Origin of the sequence: Nostoc sp. FACHB-110 (assembly GCF_014697425.1) — a bacterium.
In the GTDB taxonomy this organism is placed as follows: Bacteria; Cyanobacteriota; Cyanobacteriia; order Cyanobacteriales; family Nostocaceae; genus Nostoc_B.
On the sequence record NZ_JACJRU010000031.1, the window covers coordinates 37,530 to 63,445 of the forward strand.

Here is a 25,916-nt window from a genome sequence, read left to right on the forward strand (position 1 = left end):
TTAAAAACATTATTTTTGTACCTCACGAACTGGGAATTGCGATAAATGAATTCTATGCAGCTTTATAAAGAATTGGTATTACCGTAGACGAGTGAAATTTTCTCTTAAACCACACTCACATCACCAAACTTAGTTAAGAACCTAAAAGCTTTGAGGATATAAGTTGCACAATCTTGAGGAGATGTGTTGTAAAATGATCGCCAAGCATTTGCTTTATCTTCATCATAGCGATCGCCACGTTCTGAATGTACTTCTAACCAGGCCAAGCGCACAGCATGACCAATTAACACATCTAAGACAATATATTCTTCGATTTGCAAACTGGGGTTTTTCGATGCGATCGCACCTAATTCAATTAATGCTTCAATATTAACTTGGCGATATTCTGGTGCTTCAATTTTATTCAATAAATGCTCAATCCGCAGTGCAAAATTCTTTTCGCCAGAGGTCATTTCTGATAACATCAACTCGCTATCTAAACGGTTACGCCGCTCTAGTTTGTCACCAATGACCAATCCCTTACAATGTTGCATTAATAGCCAAACTTGCTGAAAAAAGTTTTTCGGGACGCGGTTTAACGCTCCTTCAGCTTGGCGAAAGCGTCGCCACCCCCCTGCAGGTACTTCAATTTCTTCAGGAATTGTTGGTAACACTACCCAATTAATATCGCTTTCTTTTTGCTTAACGTGCAGTGATTCTTGCTGGCGTAACAAGTTACTCATCCCGGTATAACCAGTTAACACCTGACGCAAGCGCATTTTGATTTCAAAGGGCGAAAGTTCCATTAACTGTTCGTAGGCTTCATCTTGAGTTACACGTAACTCTTGTGCTAATTCGCTAGTAATTAATAAGATGAGGTAGCCAACTCTTAAAGTTAACAGCCCTTGAAATAATTCTGGTTCCGAGCGAATCATACTCCCAAGATACAGTAATATTTCTTGTGTAAGTACGCGATCGCGGATATCTTCTCGACAGAAATTATTAATTTTCTCAGCAATTTCATTGTGGGGCATCGGTATAGTAATCAATGATGCTTCGCTATAGGCTCTGCCTACAGCAGCTTGCTTGCCACGTACCAAAATACTCGTGACGGCATCTGTTAAAGCAATATCAACCATCTGTAGCAACCCCGCCGCCCGACGGACTACGCCCCAAATACCCAAATCTCCAGCTTTGGTGTAAACTTCATCCAGCAAATTTGCTACTGTTACGCGAATATCAGGGCCACCAAACCCAGTGTCAAAATCTAATCCTTGTAAGCGCTTTAAAGTCTGCAATAACTCAATTTGTTCATAGAGATTCTCTGAACCCCGCAATGAAGAAAGCAACAAACCCAAATTAGTTTCATACTCCATTTGGAATTCTTGAGTATGCCCTAAACGCCAACTCTTTCCCGGATGGTAAGCCAAGTAATAACAATGAGGTGCAGCATCTTGCATTGCTGATTGATAAAATTCGGCATCTTGGAGAAAATCAATTCTTTGAATAGCACCAGTCAGCATTAATTGATTCAGTCTGCCGAGTTTAACGCGCACACCATTGCAAATCCCATCTTTAAGTTCTTGCATTAATTCTAGTAATGCCTCAGCACCAATTTCTAACATAGTGTGAGTCAGCATTAAAGTTAAAATCGGACGACCTAAATCACTCCAATATTGTTGAATATAAGCCAGTTCACTTCTAATTTGATCAACTAAAAAATGATAATCCAGCGTTAAATAAAACTGCTGTGCATCTAAAAATGACGGTAAAAATACTACTGTTTCACCACAAATGCGATAGATGCGTGATGTAGTTAAACTCCGCAATCTGCGCACTGGCCGCCCAGTCAAACCGAGTTTATCGTTCCGTCCAATTTGAGTGTAAATAGTTGATAATTCCCCGGCTTGTCTCACTTGAATTGGTTCTACTTGCTTGGGTGTTTGAGTTTCAATACCGTGAACTTCTAATTTTGCTTGTAAGTCATCATCTTCAGCTAACAGAGCAATTTGTACTAAGGCTTCGCGGTTTTTTCCCACAGATAAATGTCTAGCTAAAGGGTCAATATCCCCGACAGCTAGTAACCCTTCACTTAACATTTGTCCGAGAAAATATAAACTTTGCGCCCACACTAAGGGGATATTTTCATTGGGCAACCGGGGTTGACTTTGGGGGGCTAATTTTTCGGCTTCGACGTTTTCGGCTGGTACGTAATAAAGTTCTGGCAATAAACCATAACCGTCACGTTCTACTAAGAGCTTTTCTAAAATTTCTTGGTATTGTTGAATTTGCTTTTGATTATTACGGAATAAACCATCAAGTAATAAATAAGTGAAAAATAAGGGCCATTCACATTCAATATGCTCAAATTGTTTTAATTCCCAAGGTTCATAGTGCAAGCGTTGGTTATCTTCTAAAACCGTTTGATGTCCATCGCGTAAAAAGCGTTTGCAACCGTATTTGCCTTGGAGTTTATTGATAATATCGTTAAAAGTGCGATCGCGTAACTCTAAATTCTCCACCGCAAAAGCAGGATAGCTAATAATACTCAAAAGTGCCGCATCAATTTCTTTAGAAGCCGACTCTCTCGGTAACAAAGATTCTAAAGTACTTCTAGCACGGGCAATCTCATCAGGTAACACATGAATTACCGAAGCTTGACTACCACGCACCCCAAATAAATCTAATTCATTCATCGCTTCTAATGCTGCTTTTGCCATCCCCACAGAACTGGCATTCAACTCAGCATTACCATGATTAATTTTATTCCCCCGCTCCCAAATCCCATAATCTGGTGTGCGGTAAGCGCGTCCAATGTAGTAAACCAAATTCTGGACAAAGTTTACTTCATCAATCGTATAAATAATCTGCAATCCCGAAGCAGTCATTTGCGCCAGCATCAGTAAAAATATTGATGTGGCATCTAGTTGTAAATGTCCCCACTCATCATCACCAACGACAATATCCCCCGTAGCCGTGTTGTATTTAGCGTGTAAACCATCTAAAGGTGACTGAGTATGTTTAAATTGCTCAACTTTATGCGCCTGTCGCATCATCGCAAACAGCAACCCACGCATCAGCTTAATTACACTGTGTTCTAGTTCGTAAGTGCGTCCTTTATCTTCATCAACTTTGCGATAAGCCAGCGCTAAACCCCAAACCGCCAAAATACTGTAAACATTGTCTCTTACCCAAGCATCAGTATAATCACCGTGGGCAGTAATAGCAGTACTCGCAGGTAGCAAACCAGTAATCGGATTTTGACGCGTTAGGATGATAGTTTTGATTTGTTGGTAATAATGCTCCAGTCGAGTTTGTAATTCAGTAGCTGTTTTCATACTTAGGTTAAGGGATGCTGGCGAAATTTCACCCTGTAGCTTAAGGAGAATGGAGTTACAGCTAAGGGTGTAGGGATTACTTATTATCTCGCGTTACTAGCCATTTAGTTACACAGCTATGAATGAATTCTCCGTATAAGTTGAGATTTGTTGAAATCTTTACATATACGGTGTGCATTTTATACTAATTTTTATCATTTGTTTGTTAGTAATAGAAGCAACAAACCTTGAAAGGATGTACTCTTCACTCAGAACTTAACTTAGTCAATCAAAAGTATTAAAAAAAACTAAATGCAGCCAATTTGTCATCGAGGGGTTTTATTATGTGTTTGCGTTACAACGAAAATCATGCTCAGTTAGTGAAAGTAGTTTATTCCCAAATTAAAGTTAACGGCAAAATCGAATTAGTTCCGCTTGAACTTTATGCTGATGGTTCACTCAAGCGATCGGTGGTTTAAGCCAGAGTCACAAAAAAAATTCCATTTTCTGCCTAATTACTGACCATTACCATAAACTTAACTCTTTCCACGTAAGTAGTACATGATAGCTCATTCCCAGTCCAGATTCCCAAAATTCAGGCGGAATCTGGACTTTGAACATGAATAAATTTTGCAAGTCAATGTGTAATGTGAACTCGTTATCGCTGAGGTCAAAGGTCTTTTCTACGACTGATTAGGTACTACTGTAGGGTGGAATTTTTAGTTGTTACATAGGCTTCAGTAGAACTCCAAGGGTCGGAGTACGATTAAGAGTGATATCATAGAAGTCGTCACTGAAGACATCAAAATAATCATCACTACATGAAAGCCGAATCCGTTCGCACGACACTAGCAATACCACGGGAGCTTTTAGAAGCAACTGACAAGGCAGTTTTAGAAGGCAAAGCAAGAAGTCGTAATGATTTTATGGTGCAAGCGTTACGTCGAGAACTAGCAGCACAAAAAAGAGCAGCCATTGATGCGGCTTTGACAGAAATGGTCAGCGACCCTGATTATCAAGCAGAAGTACTCAAACTAGAAACTGAATTCGCCGCTGCTCAGTGGGAGGCATTTCTGTTAGAGGAATCTCTGTAATGAGAAGGGGTGAGGTCTATGATGCTCGCCTAGAATCAACCGAAGGTTCAGAGCAAGGAGGGACTCGCCCAGTAATTATTGTCAGTCGTGATGCAATTAATTCGTCGAGTCCGGTTGTTTTAGCAGTTCCCTGCACTACTTATCAATCAGGAAAGCGAGTCTATCCAACCCAGGTGTTAATTTTAGCACCTGATGGGGGACTCAAGAGAGATTCGATCGCAATGGCAGATCAAGTGCGGGTGTTATCTAAAACCCGCTTTTTGCGTTTAAGAGGTGCAGTTTCTCATTCAGTCATGCTTCATTTGTCTCAGGCGTTGTTGATAGCTCTAGATTTACCTATGTCCGAAGAAGAATAAAATAGATCACACAGGTTAGGTAAAGGCGTAGAAGAGATACTCACAGCAACAAGGTTAATCTCTATGCGCCGTAACCCAACACAAAATGGTGATTTTTGGGTTTGTTTTGTTTCACCCAACCTAGGAAAGATGGCGCAAATTAATGGCTGTCTGTAAATATTTTGACTTGATAAAGTTTGCTGGCAAATCGCTACATTTGCTTGACACAAATTTGAGCAATAGTAAAATCGACACTAATCACAAAAAAAATCAGGGCAATCATCAGGGTGTTAGTACGGAAAATTACTAATTCCGCTATCCGCACTTAAAATTGATCAGATCGTACTATTTCAGGTTACGATGATTACTTAGCAATGCCTTGATTGGCTATTGATGTTGAGTTTCTAGGATTTTATGGACAAAAGTCCACAAGACGGCAGTACAAACCTCCTCTAAGCTGGTGAGCGTGTCTCTCGGCGCGGGGGAGGCACATAGGAGGTATCATGCTTACACAAGAAATTCGTGATTCACTGCTTGATGTCACTGATTTAAATCAGCTTAAATTTGATTTAAATCGGCTCCAACCTGTGGATGTTGGAGAATATATTGCCCAATTACCCGAAAAACAGCGCGCGATCGCTTTTCGGCTGTTAAATAAATCTCAAGCTATTGATGTCTTTGAATATCTACCAACAGAGTTGCAGGAAGAACTAATTCATTCTCTGCATAATGTCCAGGTAGCACAAATTATGGAGGCGATGAGTCCCGATGAACGGGCAGAATTATTTGATGAATTACCTGCTGGGGTAGTTAAAAGATTACTACAACAATTAAGCCCAGAACAAAGGCAAGCTACAGCCACGATTCTTGGTTATCCTGAAGGTACGGCTGGCCGGGTAATGACAACTGAATATGTACGGTTGCAAGAAGGATTAACCGTAGGTGAAGCCTTAAGTAAAATCCGTCGCCAAGATGAAGACAAAGAGACAATTTACTACGCCTACGTCACTGACAATAACCGCAAACTTGTCAGAGTAGTTTCACTGCGTCAGTTATTGTTTACGTTTCCTGATGTTTATATCCGCGATATTGCGAGCGATCGCGTTCTTAAGGTAAAAACCGAAACTCCGCAAGAAGAAGTAGCCCAAATCATGAAGCGTTACGACTTAATCGCTATCCCTGTAGTCGATAGGGAAGAGAGATTAGTCGGCATCATCACCATTGATGATGTAGTCGATATTTTGGAAGAAGAAGCCACCGAAGATATTCAAAAGTTAGCTGGTGTGAGTGGTGATGAAGAGGCTTTGTCTCCACCACTAGTTACGATGCGTAATCGTTTACCTTGGTTGCTGGCAATTATGGCATTGTACATTGGTGCGGCTAGTGCGATCGCTCCTTTTCAATCAGTAATTGCTGCTGTACCCGTCTTAGCAGTTATTATGCCGATTTTTTCCAATACAGGTGGGACTGTAGGCATTCAAGCCTTAACTGTAACCATTCGAGGTTTGGGTGTAGGTGAAGTCACATCTAAAGATACTTTGAAAATTCTGCGCAAAGAAATTCTTGCTGGTTTAGGTACAGCCTTAGTTCTAGGCGTAACTATGATGGCACTGTCCATGATTTGGGCTAAACCTCAAGAACGGTGGGTAGGATTAGTGGCAGGTACAGTTATGGCCACTAATACAATGGTGGCTGTGACCCTTGGTACTCTCTTACCAATGGGTTTGAAACGCCTCAAACTTGACCCAGCCTTAGTTAGCGGGCCCTTGGTCACTACAATGCTAGATACAATAGGCTTTTTGACATTTCTGACCTTAATTTCTCTAGCTTTACAGGTTATGCATCTACCACAATAATCTGCTGCGGTGATAGTCCATAATTTATACATACCTAGCTTGAAGACTCAGGCTAGGTTAACAAAGGGGAGTAGGGAGTATTGGACTGACACAGCTAAAATGTTGCATTAAAATTCGTTTGTGGTGTAGGCTTCTAGCCCGTCCGGCCAAGCCATAATATAAGTTATATTTTGTACACTACTGTAGTCTAGATACGCCACTACATACACTGTATTGTCTGATGTCTCATCAAATCGGATTTCTCTCTATTGAATAAGACTAATCTTGTTTAAGAATATCAAAATCAGATTAAACAAGATAAATAGGACTTACTCAGACATAGAGAATTTATATTTGATTGTTAACAAATTTATCTATACTTACAAAGTCTTATTTGCTCCTATTATCTACTTCCTATTTCTCAACTTTGCTGTTTGTTGAGAAATCAAATAGGATGCTTAGGAATATAAATAAAGTATTAAAAAACTTTATCCTGACAAATGTAAATAAACTATTAAGCAGGTAACTTTCCAAGCACAAGTAAAACCATGTGAGCGTTAGCTGCTTTTTTACTGTATTTTTGTTCTTCAGTCTATGATTAACTGGTACTATGGTTTACACAATCTTAATATTTTTTTATATATAAATCCTAGAGCAACGTAGATAGGGGTAAATTCCACAATAACTATACTGCAAGGCTTTCGTTCTATATATGTTTGTTTAAACACCTGAAAAAACCGTAGTTATTCCTGATTAAAATAGTGTTTCAAATTGATAAACAAATTAACTTTAATTTAGTGACATAATTTCTCCATGAATATGACATTAATTTTACAGTTTCTTGATATACATAGGTTTTATCTATTGTTTATGTAGAAATATTTAATGGTAGATAGTGTAACTTTCTTTTTGTAGTAATGTATGTAATTACGCTGGTATTTCCGGAATCAAAGTCAGCGTATTGATATCAATACTTGTTTGTTTACTTCAGTAATCAGCTACGCCAAGGCTATCAATCCTATATGGAATCAATAGCCTTAACTTTCACTTACTCAAATATTAAATAAGACTGAAAAAACTCAATTAATGCGAAAACCAAAACTCCTCTTATTAATGGTGGGTTTGTCGTTGAGCATTTCACTGCTCATCGCGTATATTGACCCACAAAAAGTCTTCGGTCAGGTTGGTACTAACGTTCCTGACGATGCAACATTAGTTGCACGGCGACAAGTCGAAGTTACATCCGGCTTTGTAGTTGACCCTCCGAACCAGCCTCTTCGCCCCGCAGAGCGGTTGCGGCGTGATAATTATGGTGATGTCGGACTTAAACCTTTAAGTACCGCAGCTCAGTTAGATAGATTGCTTTATCCTTCTGTTCCACAATCGACTCGCCAAAAATTAGTGGAAGGGGCTTCATTTTTTACTACCCCACACACTGCTGCGGAAGGTGCAGGCTCAATGGCTAACCAAACTCGATGTGCAGGTTGTCACCTGAATAACATAGAGTCGGTTTCAGGAGCAGGACTACTTACGGGTACTTCTAATGTCAGCCGTGCGGGACGTACAACTCCTACTAACTTCAGCTATACCTCAGGCGATACCCAAAATGGTGGTAAAGCTGCTGGTGAACGGTTAGATCCGGTCAACCCAGATGGTTCTGTTGACTTAAGTATCATTAGTCAAGCAGATCCTTCCTTAGATGCCAGCAATAACACTGGAAGAGGCGCAGCTTTTACTATATTTGGCGACTTTTCACCATCCCAAGAAGCCAATAATCCAAACAAAAACAGATCATACGACCCTTTGGATGGTACTAGCAATGTCAACGGTATTGCCCAGAATTTTGGTGGTTTTGTCCAACATACCCGTCCTCCGATTAAGGAACTCAAAGAACTCGATCCGACTATCGATTGCAAACCAGATGCTATCCCCAGCATTGCCGAAGATAAAAACCTGGTGGGTGGGATAGATCCCAAAACAGGGCTAAGTGCGAGTGGATTTCGTCGTGGTGTGGCTGAACGTGCTGGCCCTCCCTACATTGGTCGGGGATTGATGGAGGCTATTCCCACCGTAGATATTACAAGCGCGGCCGACCCAAGTGATAGCAGAGGCGGTTATTCCTCTTTGAACACTGGTTTCTTCCAATGTATTGGTGATTGTGTGACAGGTAATGTCAATATGATTGATGCCAATGCAACAGCTGATAAACCTAATGCTTTAGCTGCTGGAGTTGGCAGGTTCGGCTTACGTGCTAATGGTGCAGAAATGCTCCAATTTATCATTGGGGGCTTGCAAGGTGAGCTTGGTCTGACTAGCTTGGCTAACAATACAGAGATTAATATTGCTGACCCCTCTATTGCTCCTTACAATAAAAACTGCCGAAATCCAGTAACTGATCCTGAGTTTCATCTGAGTACACCGTTTAGTGAGCGCAACTTCTTGCGTTTGACTGCTCCCCCAGAATTTGGCCCTAATCTCTTAACTGTGCTAAATTCCAAAGATCCTTCTCAACCAATCAAGGGTAATAGCCCAGCTGCCAGAGTACAAAGAGGAGCAGAGCTTTTTGGTATCGATTTATTGGCTTTTTCTAATCGGATGATTCCTGGCCGGATGCCTAGTGGTGGTGATGGTCTGGATGTCCATGCCATTAACCAGACAGATAAATTTGTGGGTTGTGTAACTTGTCATACACCCGTTCAAAGAACTGGTAAATCACCTGCTGATGGCGACCCAGCTTTGGGTTCTGATGCTGCAAAAGTTGTGGATATTCTCAGCTACCGTTGGGCGCCAATTTTCTCAGATTTGATTCTGCATAAAGGCCCCACGATTGATGCGGAACGGTTTGCACCAACTCCACGCGATCCAATTATCATCAGACGCGCTAAAGTTGTGAAACGCGATCGCAATGGTAAAGGTCAAGATGATGCTCGTGGAGGTAATTTCGTTCAGGCTTACATGACCTACGATTTGCCACGGAACTTAACTGATGACATCTTCTCTAACCGCAAAGCAACTGCTAAGGGTGAAGAGTTCCGCACACCACCGTTGATGGGTATTGGTAAGGTTGGCCCACCATTTTTACATGATGCTCGCGTTTATTTGAGTACCTTAACTCGGAACTTAACTCCTGCGGGTACTGTAACTACTAATAGTGAAGTCACCAATGCACCTTTAGTAGTTCGTTCAGTCGATGAAGCGATTTTAGCCGCGATTGAATTACATGACTTACCTGCACCAGATGATTCTACTAAGACTTCCAAACTGCCTGGTGGCGGATGTCCTGTTCCTCCAGATGGCAAAGTCACCAATAAAATTGGCAATGTCATCAACTACAACTTATATGGCGCACCAGCTAAAGATGTGATTTGCCCGCCATATAATAGTCAGCTTTCGACTACTAATCGCAGTGAAGCACGGGAAGTTATTGCTCGTTTCCGTTCACTGACACCTGATGATCAACAAGCAATGATTGATTTCTTGAAAGAGTTGTAAAGCTTCTCCAATTAATCAGAAGTTGAGTATTGGATAACTTAGTTATGGGGACGTGATCAAAACGTCCCTTTTTTCATGATAAATATGAGTTCTGAAGTTGAAAGCAGGTGCTATTATTATCTCTGCATACTGAAAGTCAATCTTGGTAGACACATATCTTGCACAAGAGCGACGCAAACGAATAAATATCTATGCCCACTACCACCTGGAATCGTCATCACGTAATTTCCCTAGCTGATTTTACTACTGCTGAATACAATACTGTTTTGCAAACAGCAGCGAGTTTTCGAGAAGTACTATCACGGCGAACAAAGAAAGTTCCAACTTTGCAAGGACAGGTAGTGGCAAATTTATTTTTTGAACCGTCTACCCGTACTCGTAGTAGTTTTGAACTGGCTGCTAAACGTTTAAGCGCCGATACCTTAAACTTTGCAGCTTCAACTTCTTCAATGACTAAGGGCGAGACAATTCTCGATACAGCAAAAACTTATTTGGCGATGGGTACTGATATTATGGTCATCCGCCATAAAGAAGCAGGTGTACCAAATGCCATCGCCCAAGAAATGGATCGTTTAGGGGTGCGAGTTAGTATCTTGAATGCAGGTGATGGTCAACACGAACATCCTTCCCAAGCATTGCTGGATTTATTTACTATCTGTACTTTAATTGATCCAGAAAATCCCCACATTGAAATGTTAGCAGGGAAAAAAATTGCGATCGTGGGTGATATTTTACATTCTCGTGTCGCGCGATCGAATATTTGGAGCTTGATTGCTAGCGGCGCACAAGTGCATCTGGCTGCACCACCTACCTTGTTACCCAAATTATTTGCTGAGTATATATATCAAGAGACAACCGATACACTCAAGGGTCAATTATTTTTGCATTGGCAACTAGAACCAGCCTTGCAGGATGCTGATTTTGTAATGACTTTGCGTCTGCAAAAAGAAAGAATGACTGCACATTTATTGCCAAGTTTGCGAGAATATCATCAGTTATTTGGGATTACTCGCCAAAAGTTGCAGCTGTGCAAACCTGATGTCAAAGTTTTACACCCTGGCCCAGTCAATCGCGGTGTCGAAATTAGCTCTGATTTAATGGATGACCCAGAATTTAGCTTAATTCAGGCCCAAGTAACTAGTGGTGTAGCGGTACGGATGGCACTGCTGTATTTGATTGGTAGTGGTAAGGTTTAATCAGAGGTGTAAGAAAAATAATTAACCTCCTTCATGAAAAATTTCCTGCAACCTGAGCAATAATTCATTGACTGTGTAGGGCTTGGACAAAAATTTATTGACACCAGTTTTCATGATTTCTCCTAACTTAGTTTTAGACATGAGTCCACTGGTAGCAATAATTTTGACTTGGGGATTAATTTTTTGTAAGGTACGGATAGCGGTTAATCCATCTAAGGAAGGCAGCATAATATCCATTAGCACGACACTAATTTTATCGGCATGTTTGGCGTATTGGGCGATCGCCTCAATGCCATCACTAGCAATTAAAGTTTTATAGTGATGCGTTTCTAATGATGTTCTGGTAATTTCTTGAATCGAAGGTTCATCATCCACAATCAGAACTAATTCTCCGTGACCTGTTTGGGGTAATATTTCGGTTTTGCTTAAGGTTTCCGTTTCCCCCACAGCTGGTAGATAAACTCGAAAGCAAGTACCATTACCTACTTGGCTTTGGACACTGACAAAGCCACCATGACTTTTCACAATTCCCAGAACCGTTGAAAGTCCTAAGCCTGTACCTTGTCCGACGGCTTTAGTAGTAAAAAATGGCTCAAAAATTCGATCTAAAATTTCCTCAGGAACGCCAATACCTGTGTCGCAGACACTAATCACTATGTAGGGGCCAACCTTGGCATCTAGGTTCATCTGGACATAATTTGCATCGATCCATAAATTTTCGGTAGTTATAGTTAAACTCCCACCATCGGGCATGGCATCACGGGCGTTAACGCAGAGATTCATCAAAACTTGATGGAGTTGGGTACTATCTCCTGAAACCATCCACAAGTCGTGGGATAAGTCTAGGCGCACTTCAATCGATTTGGGTAAGGTCTCTTTTAAAATCTTGGCTACTTCGACAATTAAGTGTCTTGGTTGCAAGTTGATCCTTTGCCCTTCCACACCGCGTGCAAAGGATAATACTTGTTTAACTAAGTCTGCGCCTCGTTTGGCATTAATTTCTAAAATTTCTAACAAATGTTGGGTGCGCTCGTCAGCATCGGGGAATTTTAATGGTAAGAGTTGCGCCCCCGCTAAAATTGGTGTGAGGATATTGTTGAGGTCGTGGGCGATACCACTAGCTAAGGTTCCGATACTTTCCATTCGCTGGGCGCGAAATAGTTGGGATTCTAGGCGCTTTTTGTCAGTAATATCTGTATCAACAGTCAAGATTGATTGCGGTCTTCCTTGAGAATCACAGACCAAACTCCAGCGACTAGCAACTAAGACTTCTTTACCGGTTTTGGTTAACTTTGTTAATTCACCTTGCCAGTTACCTTTACTAATCACATTTAACCAAGCTGCTTCCGATTCTGGGCATGGTTCATTAAACAATAACTCACTGGCATTTTTTCCCCAGGCTTCTTGTGCTGGCCAACCATAGAGATTTTCTGCACCTTTATTCCAAAAAAGGATTGTATTTTCTAAGTCGCGTACACAAATAGCATCGGTGGTAATATCTAATAATGCTGCTTGTTCGCGGATTTTTTTTTCAGCTTGTTTGCGATCGCTAATGTCGATACTCGCACAAGTTATCCCTTCAATATCTTGCGACTCATTGCGTAACGGCTCAACAGTCAAATCATAGTAGCGAATGCCTTGGGGCGTATTGAGCGATACTTCGGCTCTTGTACCTATACCAGTACTCAACACACTATTTTTAATCTTAGTTAAATTTTGCGCATCTTCGGCGGGGATAAGTTCTGAGTCATGTTTGCCCAACATATCTTCTGTTGTCCACCCAGAAATTGAGTTATACACCCAGGTGTAGCGCAAATCTCGATCTTGATTGAAAACAAAAATCGGCGAATTTTTTAGAGCAACGCGAAATCGCTCTTCACTTTGGCGTAGGGCATCTTCAATACGTTGACGCTCAATCGCATAGCGCATAGAACGCACTAATAAATCACCCGTTACTTGCCCTTTAACTAGATAATCTTGCGCTCCTTCTTGCATGGCGCGCAATGCTAAAGTTTCATCATCTAAACCTGTAAGTACGATAATTGGGGTAGCTTTGGCTTGGCGAGTAGCACTTAAAAAAGTTCCAATACCTTGACTATCAGGAAGAGACAGGTCTAACAATATAACATCAAAATTATCATGCACTAACAAGTGAAGTGCTTCCGATAGTCGCTCTACAGGACGCAACGCTACTTTTGCTGTGTTGACTTCCTTTAATAACTCCTGTAACAGAAATACATCACCAGGGTTATCTTCTACTAATAAGACTTTGATTAATTCTCCTGCCATTGCCATTACTCCGGTGGCAGTTTTACGATCGCAAACCAGAAGTTTTCTATAGATTGTACAATTTTTACGAACTGATCAAAATCCACCGGTTTAGTAATATAACAATTAGCAGCTAAATTATAAGCTCTGAGAATATCTTCTTCCGATTGAGAAGTTGTCAGCACAACCACAGGGATTCGCTTGAGATGGTCATCAGATTTAATTTCTGCCAGTACCTCCCTACCATCTTTTCTGGGTAAGTTTAAATCTAACAATACAATATCAGGATGAGGTTTTTTGGCGTAGTTATTTTGCTTGCGTAAAAATGCCATAGCCTCCACACCATCTTCAACAACATTTAGGTTAATTGAGATTTTGCTATCTTGTAGAGCAATGCGTGTAAGTTCAGCATCCCCAGGATTGTCTTCGACTAACAAAACCTCAATTGGCATAATATTTGGTGGATGATTCACGATTGTTGATCTGCTTGATCTGGAATTGTGAAATAGAAGTTCGAGCCTTCACCCGGTTCTGACTCAACCCAGATACGTCCGCCGTGACGTTCTATAATTTTCTTACAAATTGCCAAACCAATACCAGTACCCGGATACTTACTTCTACCATGTAAACGCTGAAAGATGACAAAAATACGTTCAGCGTATTGTGATTCTAAGCCAATGCCATTATCACTAACGGAGAATAGCCAGTATTGGGGAGTGGAAAGAGGAAAGGTGGCTGGGGGCTGGGGGCTGGGGGCTGAGGATAAATTTTCTCTCCCCTGCTCCCCTGCTTGTGTTGCGACTGCGCTAATATGAATGCGTGGTGGTAGTTCTCGGCGAAATTTGATGGCGTTACCGATGAGGTTTTGCAAGACTTGTGTTAGTTGTATAGGGTCGCCTGTGATGACAGGTAAAGGGTTATAGGTAATTTCTGCACCACTATCTTCGATCGCTAATTTGAGGTTAGCGATCGCCTGGGCTAAAATCTCTGTACAATCAACTTGTACAAAAGGTTGTCCGCGCGTACTCACTCGGGAATAGTTCAACAAGTCGTTGATCAGGTTTTGCATCCGCCGCGCCCCATCTACGGCATAGTTAATAAACTGATCAGCAGTTTCATCAAGTTGGTTGCTGTATTTCCTTTCTAGTAGTTGCAAATAACTTGTCACCATCCGCAATGGTTCTTGCAAATCGTGAGAAGCAACATAAGCAAACTGTTCTAATTCGGAATTAGAACGTGCTAATTCTTGAACGTTGCGGGTTTGTTGTTCTAATAGTTGTGCTTGGGATAAAGCTATGCCAATTTGATTAGCTAACTGAAGCAATAATTGGGTTTCAAATTGATTCCAGTGGCGTTGATGGGCGCACTGATGGGCAATTAATAAGCCCCAAATGCCATCTCGAATCAGAATTGGAACTACGAGGTTAGCCTTGACACCAAACTGTCGCAGAAATTCTTTATGGCAGTCTTGAATGTCGGCTTTTTCAATATCTAAAATGGCACTGATGCGTCCTTGACGATATTTCTCTATGTAATTTTGTTGAAAACAAGGGTCGAGGATGTCTTGTCCTAAAACTACAGGCCAACCAGGTAAAACCGCTTCTTGCACTACTGTACCTGAACCATCAGGCCAAAGCCGAAAAATTAATACTCGGTCAGCTTGCAGCAGTTGTTGTACTTCTTTAACTGTAGTTTCGAGTATTTCTTCTAATTGGAGTGATTCTCTTATTTTGAGCGTAATTTCGGCAAATAATTGCGATCGCAAATTTTGGCGTTTTAATTCTTCCTCTACTTGCTTGCGTTCGGTGACATCTGATGTTACACCAATCATCCGAATTGGCTGATTATCGGCATCATAAATGACTTTACCGCGTGCTAATATCCAGTGAATGCTGTTATTTGGCCAAATGCAGCGATATTCAGCTTCATAATCGCTGTGATCCTCTATGGCTTGTCTGACCGACTCTTGCATATAAGAGCGATCGTCAGGATGAATGCATTCTAACAATGTACTGTAGGTAAAATCGGCTTCTGGCTCCCGACCAAAGTTAAGATTACATTGGTTGGATGTTGATAACTCCATAGTTTTGATTTCAAGTTGCCAAGAACCAAGTTTTGCAGATTGTAATGCAAGCTTCAGCCTTTGCTCACTTTCACGCAAAAACTCCTCAGTTTGCTGTCTTTGGGCTAAATTTCGCCTGAGTTCTAATTGGCTAATGACCTGTTCCCCTAAAGCCTGCAAAGCTTCTAGTTGTTGTTGATTGAGTTCTCTAGGTGATGGGTCAATGGCACAGAGTGTACCTAATATTTGTCCATCTGGCGAAATTAGCGGTACACCAGCATAAAAACGCACGTAAGGATAGCCTGTGACAACGGGATTTGCCGCGTATTCTGCATTTTCTAGAGTATCTTGGATGACTACTATCTCCTTGCGTTCTAAGCAAAGATAAGATAACCCAACATTACGGGGCATTTCTGGCACATCTATACCTAGTTTGGCTTTAAACCACTGACGATTTTCATCAATGAAATTCACCAAGGCGATGGAAGTACCACAAATAAAGGCTGCTAATCGAGCCAGATTGTCATAAGCGGGTTCTGGTTGAGTGTCTAAAATTTGATATCGGCGTAAAGCTTCTAACCTCGCCTGCTCAGAATTATACGATTCAGGTTGCATTGATTTTTTGGGAAAAACTGAGAAAAATGATTTGATTCAAATTTTGATTGATTGAATATTGGCTAACTTTACTCAAAAAAATAACCGGGTTTATATTGATATAGGAATAATTTAAATTCAGTTTAATTTTTGAAGACAAGAGCGATCGCATTATCTTGCAACTTTTCTCATACTTCATTCTAGTATAGGGAAAAAAGACCAGAGAGTAGGGAAAAAACACCCAATTCCCCACTCACTAATTTCTCTTAAACTGTTGCTAAAACTGTCGCGTGCAACTTCGCAATTAACTCATTCAAATTACCTGTATTAATCCGATAACTTAAAGGATGAGCAATCAACCTGGCTGTGCTGTGATATAAAGTCTCAATTTCTACTAAGCCATTTTCGCGTAAAGTCCGGCCAGTAGAAACCAAATCTACAATTGCTTCTGACATTCCCGTAATTGGCCCTAGTTCTACAGATCCATAAAGGGGTACAATTTCCACAGGTAAATCTAGACTGTGAAAATATTCACGGGCGCAATTAACATATTTAGAAGCCACCCGACTGTGTGGGGGTAAATCTAAAGGTGATTTATAAGGACTCGATTCTTTCACCGCAACCGACATCCGACAACCACCAAACTGCAAGTCAACTAATTGTGCCACTTGTGGCTGTTTTTCTCTTAGCACATCATAACCAATAATTCCCAACTGCGCCTGACCATACTCTACATAAACAGGCACATCTTGTCCCCTTACCAACAATCCTTTTGCTTGACTGCTAGCATCAAGAATCTGAAGTTGGCGATTTCCAGAATCTAAAAAAGCACTAAAATCCAACCCTACAGATTGCAGCAGACGGATGCTATTTTTGAGGAGTTCCCCTTTTGGTAGTGCAACAGTCAACATTCTCTTTCTTGATATCCTTAGCGTGTTAGCAGTTCATTTATTATTGAGAATAGCTCGATTGCTTACCTCAAGCAGCATGAGAATTTTATTAGTTGATGATGAAGTTGAATTAACAGATCCCCTGAGTCGCGTGTTAACTCGTGAAGGTTACACCGTTGACGCGGTTTATGATGGGACAAATGGTAGTGAATTAGCCGCAACTAGCAGTTATGACTTATTAATTTTAGATTGGATGCTACCAGGAAAAACTGGTCTAGAGATTTGTCAACAACTGCGTCAACAAGGTAAATCTACGCCAGTGCTATTTCTTACCGCCAAAGATACTTTAGACGATCGCGTTGAAGGTTTAGACGCAGGTGCAGATGATTATTTAGTGAAACCCTTTGAATTGCGCGAGTTATTAGCGAGAGTTCGCGCTTTATTGCGTCGGGGTGGTTCTCAAGCCCAGGAAACCACGAATGGAAGGCTAGTAGTTGCTGATTTAGAGCTTGACTGCGACAATCAAGTAGCCTACCGTCAAGGACGCATCATTGAACTATCGCAAAAAGAAAGCCAACTGCTGCAATACTTTATGGAGCATACTGGACAGTTATTAACTCACGCTCAAATTATGGAACATCTGTGGCAAGATGAGGAACAGCCAAGTAGTAATGTAATTGCTGCATTAATTCGCTTATTGCGCCGCAAAATTGAAGTCGGAAAAGAAACTACATTGATTCACACAGTTTACGGTAAAGGTTATCGTTTTGGTACAGCTATAGATTCAGGGCATTAAACAGGACATTTTTACAAGGTGTTTGATCAATGGTCGATGCACTAAGTTGTTTCATCATTAATGAAAGTCACACTCTTGTAATAGCCCAAATCTATCAGCTTCCTTACTCCATTCTCTTCTTCACATGGATATCTATCAAATTGCATTTCGTCCACTACTGTTCAATGTGCTGAAAACAGATGCAGAGTGGTTACATAAGCAGGCTATTCGCAGTCTAGATTGGTTATCGCAAAATCATCATGCTTCTGCTAGTTTAGTCAATCAAACTTTACAGCAGTCTTTGTGTCTGTGCGATCGCCGGCTGGAACAAAATTTGTTTGGGCTAAATTTTCCCAACCCCCTGGGTTTAGCAGCTGGTTTTGATAAAGATGGGGTAGGTGCAAAAATTTGGTCTAACTTTGGTTTTGGCTTCGCTGAGTTGGGAACTGTGACTTTTCATCCCCAACCCGGAAATCCCCAACCAAGGTTATTTCGCTTACCTGTAGACCAAGCTGTTCTGAATCGGATGGGTTTTAATAATCAAGGTGCAGCAATTATGGCTGCTAGGTTAGCAGCACACCAAGATTTCACTCATACAATACCCATCGGCATAAATTTAGGTAAATCGAAAATCACCCCGTTAGAAGCAGCCGCCGCAGACTACCTCAACAGTTTCCGCTTACTCAAAGAATTAGGCGATTATTTTGTGGTGAATGTCTCTTCACCCAATACACCAGGATTGCGATCGCTCCAAGATGCCGCTATGCTCAGTTCTATCTTGGACGTACTACAAACAGAAAACAATACACATAAACCAATATTTGTCAAGATAGCACCTGATTTAGAATGGGAAGCGATCGCCGACATTATTGGCTTGGCTAAAACCTACCAATTAGCAGGAATCATTGCCACAAACACCACAATCAGCCGTGATGGCTTGAAAACCCAGCTAATTCACCCAACTGGGAAACCCCCGCAAGATGAAGCTGGCGGAATTAGTGGTGCGCCATTGCGCGATCGCTCCACAGAAATCATCAAGTTTATTTGGCAGCAAACCCAAGGGCAAATTCCCATTATCGGGGTTGGTGGCATATTTTCCGCAGAAGACGCTTGGGAAAAAATCACTGCGGGAGCCAGCCTTATTCAAGTTTATACAGGCTGGATTTATGAAGGCCCCTTGATGGTGCGCCGAATTTTAACTGATTTGCTAACCAAGTTAGAGCAGCATAAATTAAACTCGATCACCGAAGCGATCGCTTTAGAAGTATGAAAGCTAAAGTATGAAGTCTGAAAATTATAGATGCGTAGTAGCTTGCAGCAAACTAGGCCAAAAAATGAAATTTATATTTTAGGACTTACGCACAAAGATTGTCTGTGAAGACTGGGTTAATCGGTGTCGGGTCTGGGGTGTGAGGGTTTTGGATATATACACCCCTACACCCCTACACCCTTGCCCCCTTCTCTAAACCCTTGATTTTTAGTTTTCATGCTTAAGTCCTGTATTTCATACTTCATACTTCATACTTCATACTTCATACTTCATACTTCATTCATGATTCTTCTATGGGAAAGAACTCTTTTGTTTTTTCCGAGAAACTCCAAGCAATACCATCAGGATCACGGCTGCGAGTCCATTCAGGAAAATCTGGATCATTACGCCGCTTGTAGACAGTGCTGGAATAAACATTCAACCGTTTCGCTAATTCTGATTGAATCAGCGAACCGAAAACTAACTGTTTTGCTAAATTGGGTTGAACTTCTGTATGAGTTGCTGGCGCTGCTAATTCAACTTCGGGTTCTGCCACTAGTGTTTGAGGTGCTGGCGGTGCTAAAAGCGATCGCGCAGCCGTTGTTACAGGTTGAGCAGACAAAGTTTTGACAGGCTCGCTACTGTCAAGAATATTACCCAAAATACTGGCAGTAATAAAGTAATAAACTTCATTGCCTGAACCAGCATTGACTATACTTGCACCAAACTCGGAAGCTTTGCCATCCAGGTAGCGTTTTGCCGTTGGCCCAGGAAAACTACCGCGAATTGCCAAATCCATCGGAGTAATTTTGCCCTGGTTTTCCCGAACTAACTGATGGAAAACCGGGTTAACTCGCTGACACCACTGTTGCCATTGATATTGCTGCCAGATATTGAAACCAATAATCAAAACCAGTAGAGCCAGCAAAAATCTCCAGGTAGAAACCAGGAAAATTATTAAAAACGATATTGGCAAAAGTAGAACGAGAAAACCCTTCCCGCCACTTTCCATTGTTTTTTCACTCATGCCGATTTTTGCCAAGCGAATTTTTTGGGAAATAATATATTATATTGGCAAAAATTGGGACTGGTTTTTGTATCTTTTGGCAAAATTACGGAAAAGAGCAGAAATGCGATCGCTCACTTGCATCACTTCAAACCCAAACTCCCCACATTTCCGGCAAAAACAGGCAAAAATATTTTCCCTAGCAAACTCCACATTGAAAAACAAAATTTTTATATAAACATTAAGAAATATTTCTCTACTCCAATCCCTTAAAACCTCCGCGCCACTCCGCGTAAACCTCAGCGCGACGGCAGTCGCTACAACGAGGGGAACCCCCGCAACGCGCTGCCTCACCTTTGCGTTTAAAAATATATCCCTCTGTTCCCCTTGACATTCAAAATTACACGTATTACATTAATACTACAAGCTGATTTTCCCAAAGGAGTTAGCCTCAGTAGCGGATAGCTCAAATACCAGAGCGCCCACCTTGCCTGCAAAGGCCGACATATCGAGGGTTATCGCAAATAACTTAAAACATCCTTGAGACAAAATTCTGGAGGTGCAGGTGAAAATCCTGCTCCGCTACACCCCAACAAAGTGCTGAGTTAAAAATAATTCTTATGTGGCGGGTAGCTCAGAGGTAGAGCGCCTAAACATCCTTATTCACCCCTTGCCTGCAAAGGCCGAAGAATGAGGGTTATCGCCTTCCACGCGGGATGTCGCAGGTTCAAATCCTGCCCTGCCACCTTTCATTTTTGCCCGCAAGGGCTGGGAGATGAAACCATGAACTACAACTTCTTCACCAGAAACAAAACCAGCACGCCACAAACTCAGCCCATACCCGGACGGGAAGCCGATATGATTCAAGGCCGTTCCGGTGGCTGGATGTTTGATGCTGGCATTTGGCAAATGCTACGGCGTTGTCTGTTAGTTGGGACAGCCCAAAGCACCTATTATGCTGGTAAACAAGAATTAACTGAAGATTTTGTAGCGGTTGTCAACCAAGCTGTCGCTGAAAATCCCGGCCGTGTAGCGGAAGAAATTCTTTATGCCAGCGATGGGCGGGCTATCAATAACAGCGCACCTATCTTGGCTTTGGTCTTGCTGTCGATGGGTGAAACAAAAGAAGCAAAACAAGCTTTTGCTGAAATTTTCCCCCAAGTTGTCCGCACAGGTAGCCACTTCTACGAATGGCTAAACTACACCAAATCTCTGCGGGGCTTTGGTAAAGTTGTGCGGGAAGCAGGTAAAACTTGGCTATCACGGGAAGATGTCAAAGGTTTAGCTTACCAACTCTTGAAATATCAACAACGCCAGGGCTTTACCCACCGCGATGCTTTGCGGTTATTCCACGTCAAACCACCTACAGAAAATCACCGTCAATTATTTGAATGGGTTGTCAGAGGTTGGTCAGAATTACCCACAGAAATACCCTCACAAGCTTTGGCGCAGATTTGGTGGTATGAATGGCTAAAGCGCAACCCTGGACAAACTCACGAAGCCATTTTGCAAGGACGCTTAACCCACGAAATGGCTGCGCCAGTGGGCAATATGGACAAAGCTGCTTGGCAGTTGCTATTTCAAGAAATGCCCATCGGTGCAATGTTACGAAACCTCGGTTCACTAACTGAACTAGGCGTATTACGCGCTGACGAAAGCGCCAACTTAGAGCGTGTTGAAGGAGTTCTCAACAATAAAGAACATCTGCGTAAAGGACGCATCCACCCAATCGATGTTTTAAAAGCTCTCAAAACTTACGAGTCTGGGGGAAGACTAGGACGCAGTAAGAAAACTTGGACTCCCGTTCCTCGCATCGTAGACATCTTAGAAAAAGCCGTTGAGTTGTCTTTTGATGTCGTAGAACCCACAGGCAAAGTTTTTATGCACGCCGTAGACGTTTCCGGTTCGATGGGTAGCTTAGTTGCAGACATGGGACTAAGTTGCTGTGAAATTGCCACAACAATGGCATTAGTCACAGCCAAAGCCGAGAAAAACTACATGATTCGCGGCTTTGCTAATGAATTCCGTGACTTAGATATTACTGCTAAAGATAGTTTTAGTTCGGCGGTGCGTAAAGCCAGCAATCAAAACTTCGGTGGTACAGATGCGTCTGTAGCTTACGACTGGATGATTAAAAATAAGTTCAAAGCCGATGTAGTCTGCTTTTGGACTGACTCAGAAAGCTGGGCTGGTTACAAGCATCCTAGCCAAGCCTTGCAGGAGTACCGAAAAAAAATCAATCCCAATGTCAAGGCTGTATACGTCACCCTGACACCATACCGCATCACCTTGGTAGATCCTCAAGATCCACTGTCTTGGGATTTAGCAGGATTTGACCCTGGTACACCTCGCATCATCCAAATGTTAGCAACAGGTGAACTGTAAAAAGTCAGAAGGCTGAAGTATAAAATTTCATACTTCAGACTTCACACTTTACACTTCTTGGCGGGTTATCCCTTATTCAAAACTTGCCCTTTCGGGACGAAGAATGTAGGGTTATCGGTTAACGTCTCCACCATCTCCGGGGACTAGCGGGTTCAATTCCCGCACCCGCCTTTATACTTTTTTTGAATTAAATATTACCGCTATAGGTCTTTGCTAAAATACCCTTAAAAGCGACAGTCATTCAACGTAGTCAAGTCAATTTATTGATTTTTGATGACGAAAAAGAAGAGGTTGTGCTATGGCAAAGCTAGATATCTATCGAGAGTATATCCAAAGATTACTCAAAGAATATGCAGCGCGAGATTTAGGAGAAGATAATGTAGAAGTACAACTGATTTTTGATACTGAACACGACCATTATCAGCTTTTTTATGTTGGTTGGCGAAATCGAAGACGTGTTTATGGCCCTGTCATACATTTAGACATTAAAAATGAAAAAATTTGGCTGCAATGGAATGGTACAGAAGATGATATTGCTGCTGATTTAGTAGAATTGGGTGTACCCAAGCAAGATATTGTTTTAGGTTTTCATTCGCCTTATATGCGTCAGTTTACTGATTATGCTGTTGGTTAAATTTTGAGTTTTTTGTACAATTCAGCCATAAATATTTATAGCAAAGTGCTGTTAGCTGTAGCGGGGCGTTTAGCCCGTGCTGAGTTAATATCCAGTCTGTGAGAAGTTTTGAGTCAGGACTTACGCAAAAGTATGAAGAAACGAACCGCAAAGGACGCAAAGGACACGAAGTTATAAGAGTTAGAGAGAGTTTTTGCGTAAGTCCTATGAGTAATCAAGAATGCCCTAACCTATACTTCGACTACTATACTTATAAATTTTCAGCAGAACTATCTGGCCAAGGTGTGGTAGGCACATCTGCTAGCTGTAAGTGGGTTGTATGGGGAGTTGGTAAATTATCTAGTGCAATCAGAACTTCTGCGGCTGATTGATATCTTTGTTTAAAGTCATCTAGTACCATTTTGCTCAATATTTCAGCTAAAGCATCACTGACAAATGCCTTATCTTTCCATTCCCACTCACCATCTTCATTTCTGTCGATTTCATGGGGGGCAATACCTGTTAAAGCTCGAATGCCAATCATACCGATTGCATAGATATCACTACTGTATTGCGGACGACCAAAACATTGTTCGCTAGGTGCATAACCCTTAGTCCCAATGCCAATGGTAAAAGGAGATTGCTCGGAATGCTCAACTTGAGGCGTAGATAGTTCTTTGACTGCACCAAAGTCAATCAATACAAGTTTTTTATCGGAATGTCGCCTAATGATATTGCTGGGTTTAATATCTCGGTGAATTACTTTGTTTTCATGAACAAATACTAATATTTGTAATAATTCCCTGATAATTTTGGTGACTGTAGTTTCTGATAAACCTTGACCTAAAGGTAGTTCTTTAATTAAGGAATGACCAACTATATATTCTTGTACTAAATAAAATTCATCGTCTTGTTCAAAATACGCTAACAGTTGGGGAATTTGAGGGTAAGTTCCTAATTTTTCGAGCGTTTCTGCTTCTGAGTGAAATAAACGTCTGGCTAGCTGTAAATTTTTAGCTTGGGTGTTGGCTGGCTTTAATTGTTTGACAACACAGTGGGGATAACCAGGACGTTGCATATCTTCAGCAATGTAAGTCTCACTGAACCCACCAGAACCAAGAACTTTGACAATTTTATAGCGTCCGGCGAGGATTTTGCCTGATAAGGCGATATCCCTTTGCTGGAGTAAATCTTGTAGGTCATTTTGTTGGCTAATAATCTCTTGTACAACAGGAGATGTTTTATATTTTTGAAAAATAGTTACTAGTTGGCGCGTTCTCATCTTTTCTTTGGCGATTTCTGCTCCCAAAAAAGATAAGCCGTTACCAGCGATCGCTATTATTGGTATAGCGGTGGGGAAAATTAATTGACCATATATAAAGCTGATATAGCTAATTCCTCCCCATACACTAGCACAGAGTATACTTGCTAAAAATCTTTTGATATAGTTTTTTGTTCTGGTGACAATGTAGAGTGTAGTACCCACTAAAACAAATACAAATAATCCTTGCAAAGCTCGACTAGAAATTGCTTGAGCGATCGCTTTATTTTCCATTAAAGTAGCGATCGCATTGGCGTGAATTTCTACTCCCGACATCCGTTCAGAAGAATTACCAACAGCCACTGGATGATAATCATTATGTAATTTTTCTGTTGAGCCAATCAAAACTATCTTGTTTTGAAAAACTCTTCCTTGCTGCAAATAGTTATTCCAGTTTTGTGCATCTAGAACATACCATAATGGTATTTGTTCAAATGTTCCGGCTGTCCCCCAAAAATAAATGCGCTCGCCTTTTGGCTGCGGATATTTGATGTTGGCTGAGGCTAAAACAGCTTCATCAAAAGATGAGACTTTCTCTTGTAAATCACTATCTGCTGTTAACAGCTTAGAAAATTCACTAGCTAATTTGTGAATTTTGCCATCAGCATCTAAAGGAAAATTTACTGTACCATACACAACCCCACCAACTTGAAACATCTCTTGTGGTACAGTCAACTGCATAAAAGAACCTTGATGGCTCTCAAAGGTTTCATATAACGCTGCTAAAGCAACTTTATGACCATACTTTTTTAAAGCTGCTTGGAGTTGGCGATCGTCCGTAATGCCATAACTGCTTGGCGTATCGAATACTACGTCAAGTGCCACAGACCGCGCCCCAGCTTTGACTAATTTTTCGATAATTTGGGCATAAGCAGCCCGTTTAAACGGAAAAGATTTCAGTGGTTCTAGGTAGGCATACTGTTGTGGATCTGAATTATAGTACTGTTCGGGAACTGAAATTGACTGGTCATCAATAGCTAATATCACGATATCGGCTGGCGGTGCGATCGTCAAAGACGTTGCTCCGGTTATCGCACCTCGCAGTTGAAAAAATGCCGAAAGTGTCTGACTTTCACTCAAATCAACCCATCCCACACTAAAAGCAGTCATGAATGCCGCCCCAATTGTGGAAGCAGCTACTAAAAAATGGCTGAAGCGCGCTACTAGCTTAGATTGGTAGGCAGATGCTGTCAGAGTTACTTTTGTCGGTTTGCCGGAAGCTATATTGGCAGTAGAGACATATTTTTTAGTGAAGGTAGATGTAGGTTCCTCTGCCATATTGTGTTAATAATTGGTTTACGTACAACTTGAATTTATTCAGTCCCTTAAGAGTAAAAATACATTGATATTAGAGTTAAATGAGAATCTTATACTTTTGTAATCTATCTTCTGTTTGGCTGCACAGTTTAATGAGTCTAACTGAATTTCACTCCTTTTCAGTCCAGTAAATGTCTAAATGACTCTTGAATTCACATCCCAGTAGAGATTGAGCCATTGTTTGGATC

At 41.4% G+C, this 25,916-nt stretch carries 17 protein-coding genes and 1 tRNA gene; 11 read left to right on the plus strand and 7 right to left on the minus strand.

What is annotated here, in order from left to right:
• Positions 1 to 104: 104 nt before the first annotated feature.
• Positions 105 to 3,317, minus strand: a complete 3,213-nt coding sequence (locus H6G69_RS23480; RefSeq protein ID WP_190691540.1) for a glycoside hydrolase family 15 protein — start codon at positions 3,315 to 3,317, stop codon at positions 105 to 107.
• 323 nt (positions 3,318 to 3,640) lie between these two features.
• On the opposite strand from H6G69_RS23480, the gene H6G69_RS34465 reads away from it, so the two are divergent.
• The 6 genes from H6G69_RS34465 (at position 3,641) to H6G69_RS23505 (ending at position 11,248) form a co-directional block, all read left to right on the plus strand.
• Positions 3,641 to 3,775 (plus strand): hypothetical protein, encoded by a 135-nt coding sequence (locus tag H6G69_RS34465; protein WP_277883442.1) that lies wholly within the window; start codon positions 3,641 to 3,643, stop codon positions 3,773 to 3,775.
• Between the two features lie 342 nt (positions 3,776 to 4,117).
• A complete protein-coding gene (locus tag H6G69_RS23485; RefSeq protein ID WP_190691541.1) occupies positions 4,118 to 4,390 on the plus strand; it encodes a ribbon-helix-helix domain-containing protein in 273 nt (90 codons plus the stop codon).
• Positions 4,390 to 4,746, plus strand: coding sequence for a type II toxin-antitoxin system PemK/MazF family toxin (locus tag H6G69_RS23490; protein ID WP_190691542.1), 357 nt, complete (start codon positions 4,390 to 4,392; stop codon positions 4,744 to 4,746). The genes H6G69_RS23485 and H6G69_RS23490 overlap by 1 nt, the downstream gene beginning before the upstream one ends.
• Before the next feature lie 482 nt (positions 4,747 to 5,228).
• Positions 5,229 to 6,581 carry a magnesium transporter gene (mgtE, locus tag H6G69_RS23495; RefSeq protein ID WP_190691543.1) on the plus strand — a complete coding sequence of 451 codons (1,353 nt, stop codon included), beginning with the start codon at positions 5,229 to 5,231 and terminating at the stop codon, positions 6,579 to 6,581.
• A 1,065-nt stretch (positions 6,582 to 7,646) separates the two neighbouring features.
• Positions 7,647 to 10,052 (plus strand): di-heme oxidoredictase family protein, encoded by a 2,406-nt coding sequence (locus H6G69_RS23500; RefSeq protein ID WP_190691544.1) that lies wholly within the window; start codon positions 7,647 to 7,649, stop codon positions 10,050 to 10,052.
• Between the two features lie 191 nt (positions 10,053 to 10,243).
• Complete coding sequence (locus H6G69_RS23505) at positions 10,244 to 11,248, plus strand: aspartate carbamoyltransferase catalytic subunit (RefSeq protein WP_190691545.1); 1,005 nt, start codon at positions 10,244 to 10,246, stop codon at positions 11,246 to 11,248.
• A gap of 21 nt (positions 11,249 to 11,269) precedes the next feature.
• On the opposite strand, the gene H6G69_RS23510 is transcribed toward H6G69_RS23505, so the two are convergent.
• The 4 genes from H6G69_RS23510 to hisG form a co-directional block, all read right to left on the minus strand.
• A complete protein-coding gene (locus tag H6G69_RS23510) occupies positions 11,270 to 13,537 on the minus strand; it encodes a response regulator (protein WP_190691546.1) in 2,268 nt (755 codons plus the stop codon).
• 5 nt (positions 13,538 to 13,542) lie between these two features.
• Positions 13,543 to 13,968 (minus strand): response regulator, encoded by a 426-nt coding sequence (locus H6G69_RS23515; RefSeq protein ID WP_190691547.1) that lies wholly within the window; start codon positions 13,966 to 13,968, stop codon positions 13,543 to 13,545.
• A 17-nt stretch (positions 13,969 to 13,985) separates the two neighbouring features.
• A complete protein-coding gene (locus tag H6G69_RS23520; RefSeq protein WP_190691548.1) occupies positions 13,986 to 16,193 on the minus strand; it encodes a GAF domain-containing protein in 2,208 nt (735 codons plus the stop codon).
• A 245-nt stretch (positions 16,194 to 16,438) separates the two neighbouring features.
• Positions 16,439 to 17,083 (minus strand): ATP phosphoribosyltransferase, encoded by a 645-nt coding sequence (gene hisG / locus H6G69_RS23525; RefSeq protein ID WP_190691549.1) that lies wholly within the window; start codon positions 17,081 to 17,083, stop codon positions 16,439 to 16,441.
• A 76-nt stretch (positions 17,084 to 17,159) separates the two neighbouring features.
• On the opposite strand from hisG, the gene rppA reads away from it, so the two are divergent.
• On the plus strand, positions 17,160 to 17,858 hold the full coding sequence (rppA, locus tag H6G69_RS23530; protein WP_190691550.1) for a two-component system response regulator RppA: 699 nt from the start codon (positions 17,160 to 17,162) through the stop codon (positions 17,856 to 17,858).
• Positions 17,859 to 17,982: 124 nt separating this feature from the next.
• Positions 17,983 to 19,107: a quinone-dependent dihydroorotate dehydrogenase gene (locus H6G69_RS23535; protein WP_190691551.1), complete on the plus strand. Its 1,125-nt coding sequence runs from the start codon at positions 17,983 to 17,985 to the stop codon at positions 19,105 to 19,107.
• Positions 19,108 to 19,387: 280 nt separating this feature from the next.
• On the opposite strand, the gene H6G69_RS23540 is transcribed toward H6G69_RS23535, so the two are convergent.
• Positions 19,388 to 20,113, minus strand: a complete 726-nt coding sequence (locus tag H6G69_RS23540) for a hypothetical protein (protein WP_190691552.1) — start codon at positions 20,111 to 20,113, stop codon at positions 19,388 to 19,390.
• A gap of 602 nt (positions 20,114 to 20,715) precedes the next feature.
• On the opposite strand from H6G69_RS23540, the gene H6G69_RS23545 reads away from it, so the two are divergent.
• The 3 genes from H6G69_RS23545 (at position 20,716) to H6G69_RS23555 (ending at position 23,111) form a co-directional block, all read left to right on the plus strand.
• Positions 20,716 to 20,838, plus strand: a tRNA-OTHER gene (locus tag H6G69_RS23545).
• Positions 20,839 to 20,875: 37 nt separating this feature from the next.
• The gene (locus H6G69_RS23550; RefSeq protein ID WP_190691553.1) at positions 20,876 to 22,477 is read left to right on the plus strand and encodes a TROVE domain-containing protein; all 1,602 of its coding nucleotides are present in this window, start codon (positions 20,876 to 20,878) and stop codon (positions 22,475 to 22,477) included.
• A 298-nt stretch (positions 22,478 to 22,775) separates the two neighbouring features.
• Positions 22,776 to 23,111 (plus strand): XisI protein, encoded by a 336-nt coding sequence (locus tag H6G69_RS23555; protein ID WP_190691554.1) that lies wholly within the window; start codon positions 22,776 to 22,778, stop codon positions 23,109 to 23,111.
• A 250-nt stretch (positions 23,112 to 23,361) separates the two neighbouring features.
• Here the strand turns inward: H6G69_RS23555 and H6G69_RS23560 are convergent, their stop codons facing one another.
• Positions 23,362 to 25,689, minus strand: a complete 2,328-nt coding sequence (locus tag H6G69_RS23560) for a CHASE2 domain-containing serine/threonine-protein kinase (RefSeq protein ID WP_190691555.1) — start codon at positions 25,687 to 25,689, stop codon at positions 23,362 to 23,364.
• Between the last annotated feature and the right edge of the window lie 227 nt (positions 25,690 to 25,916).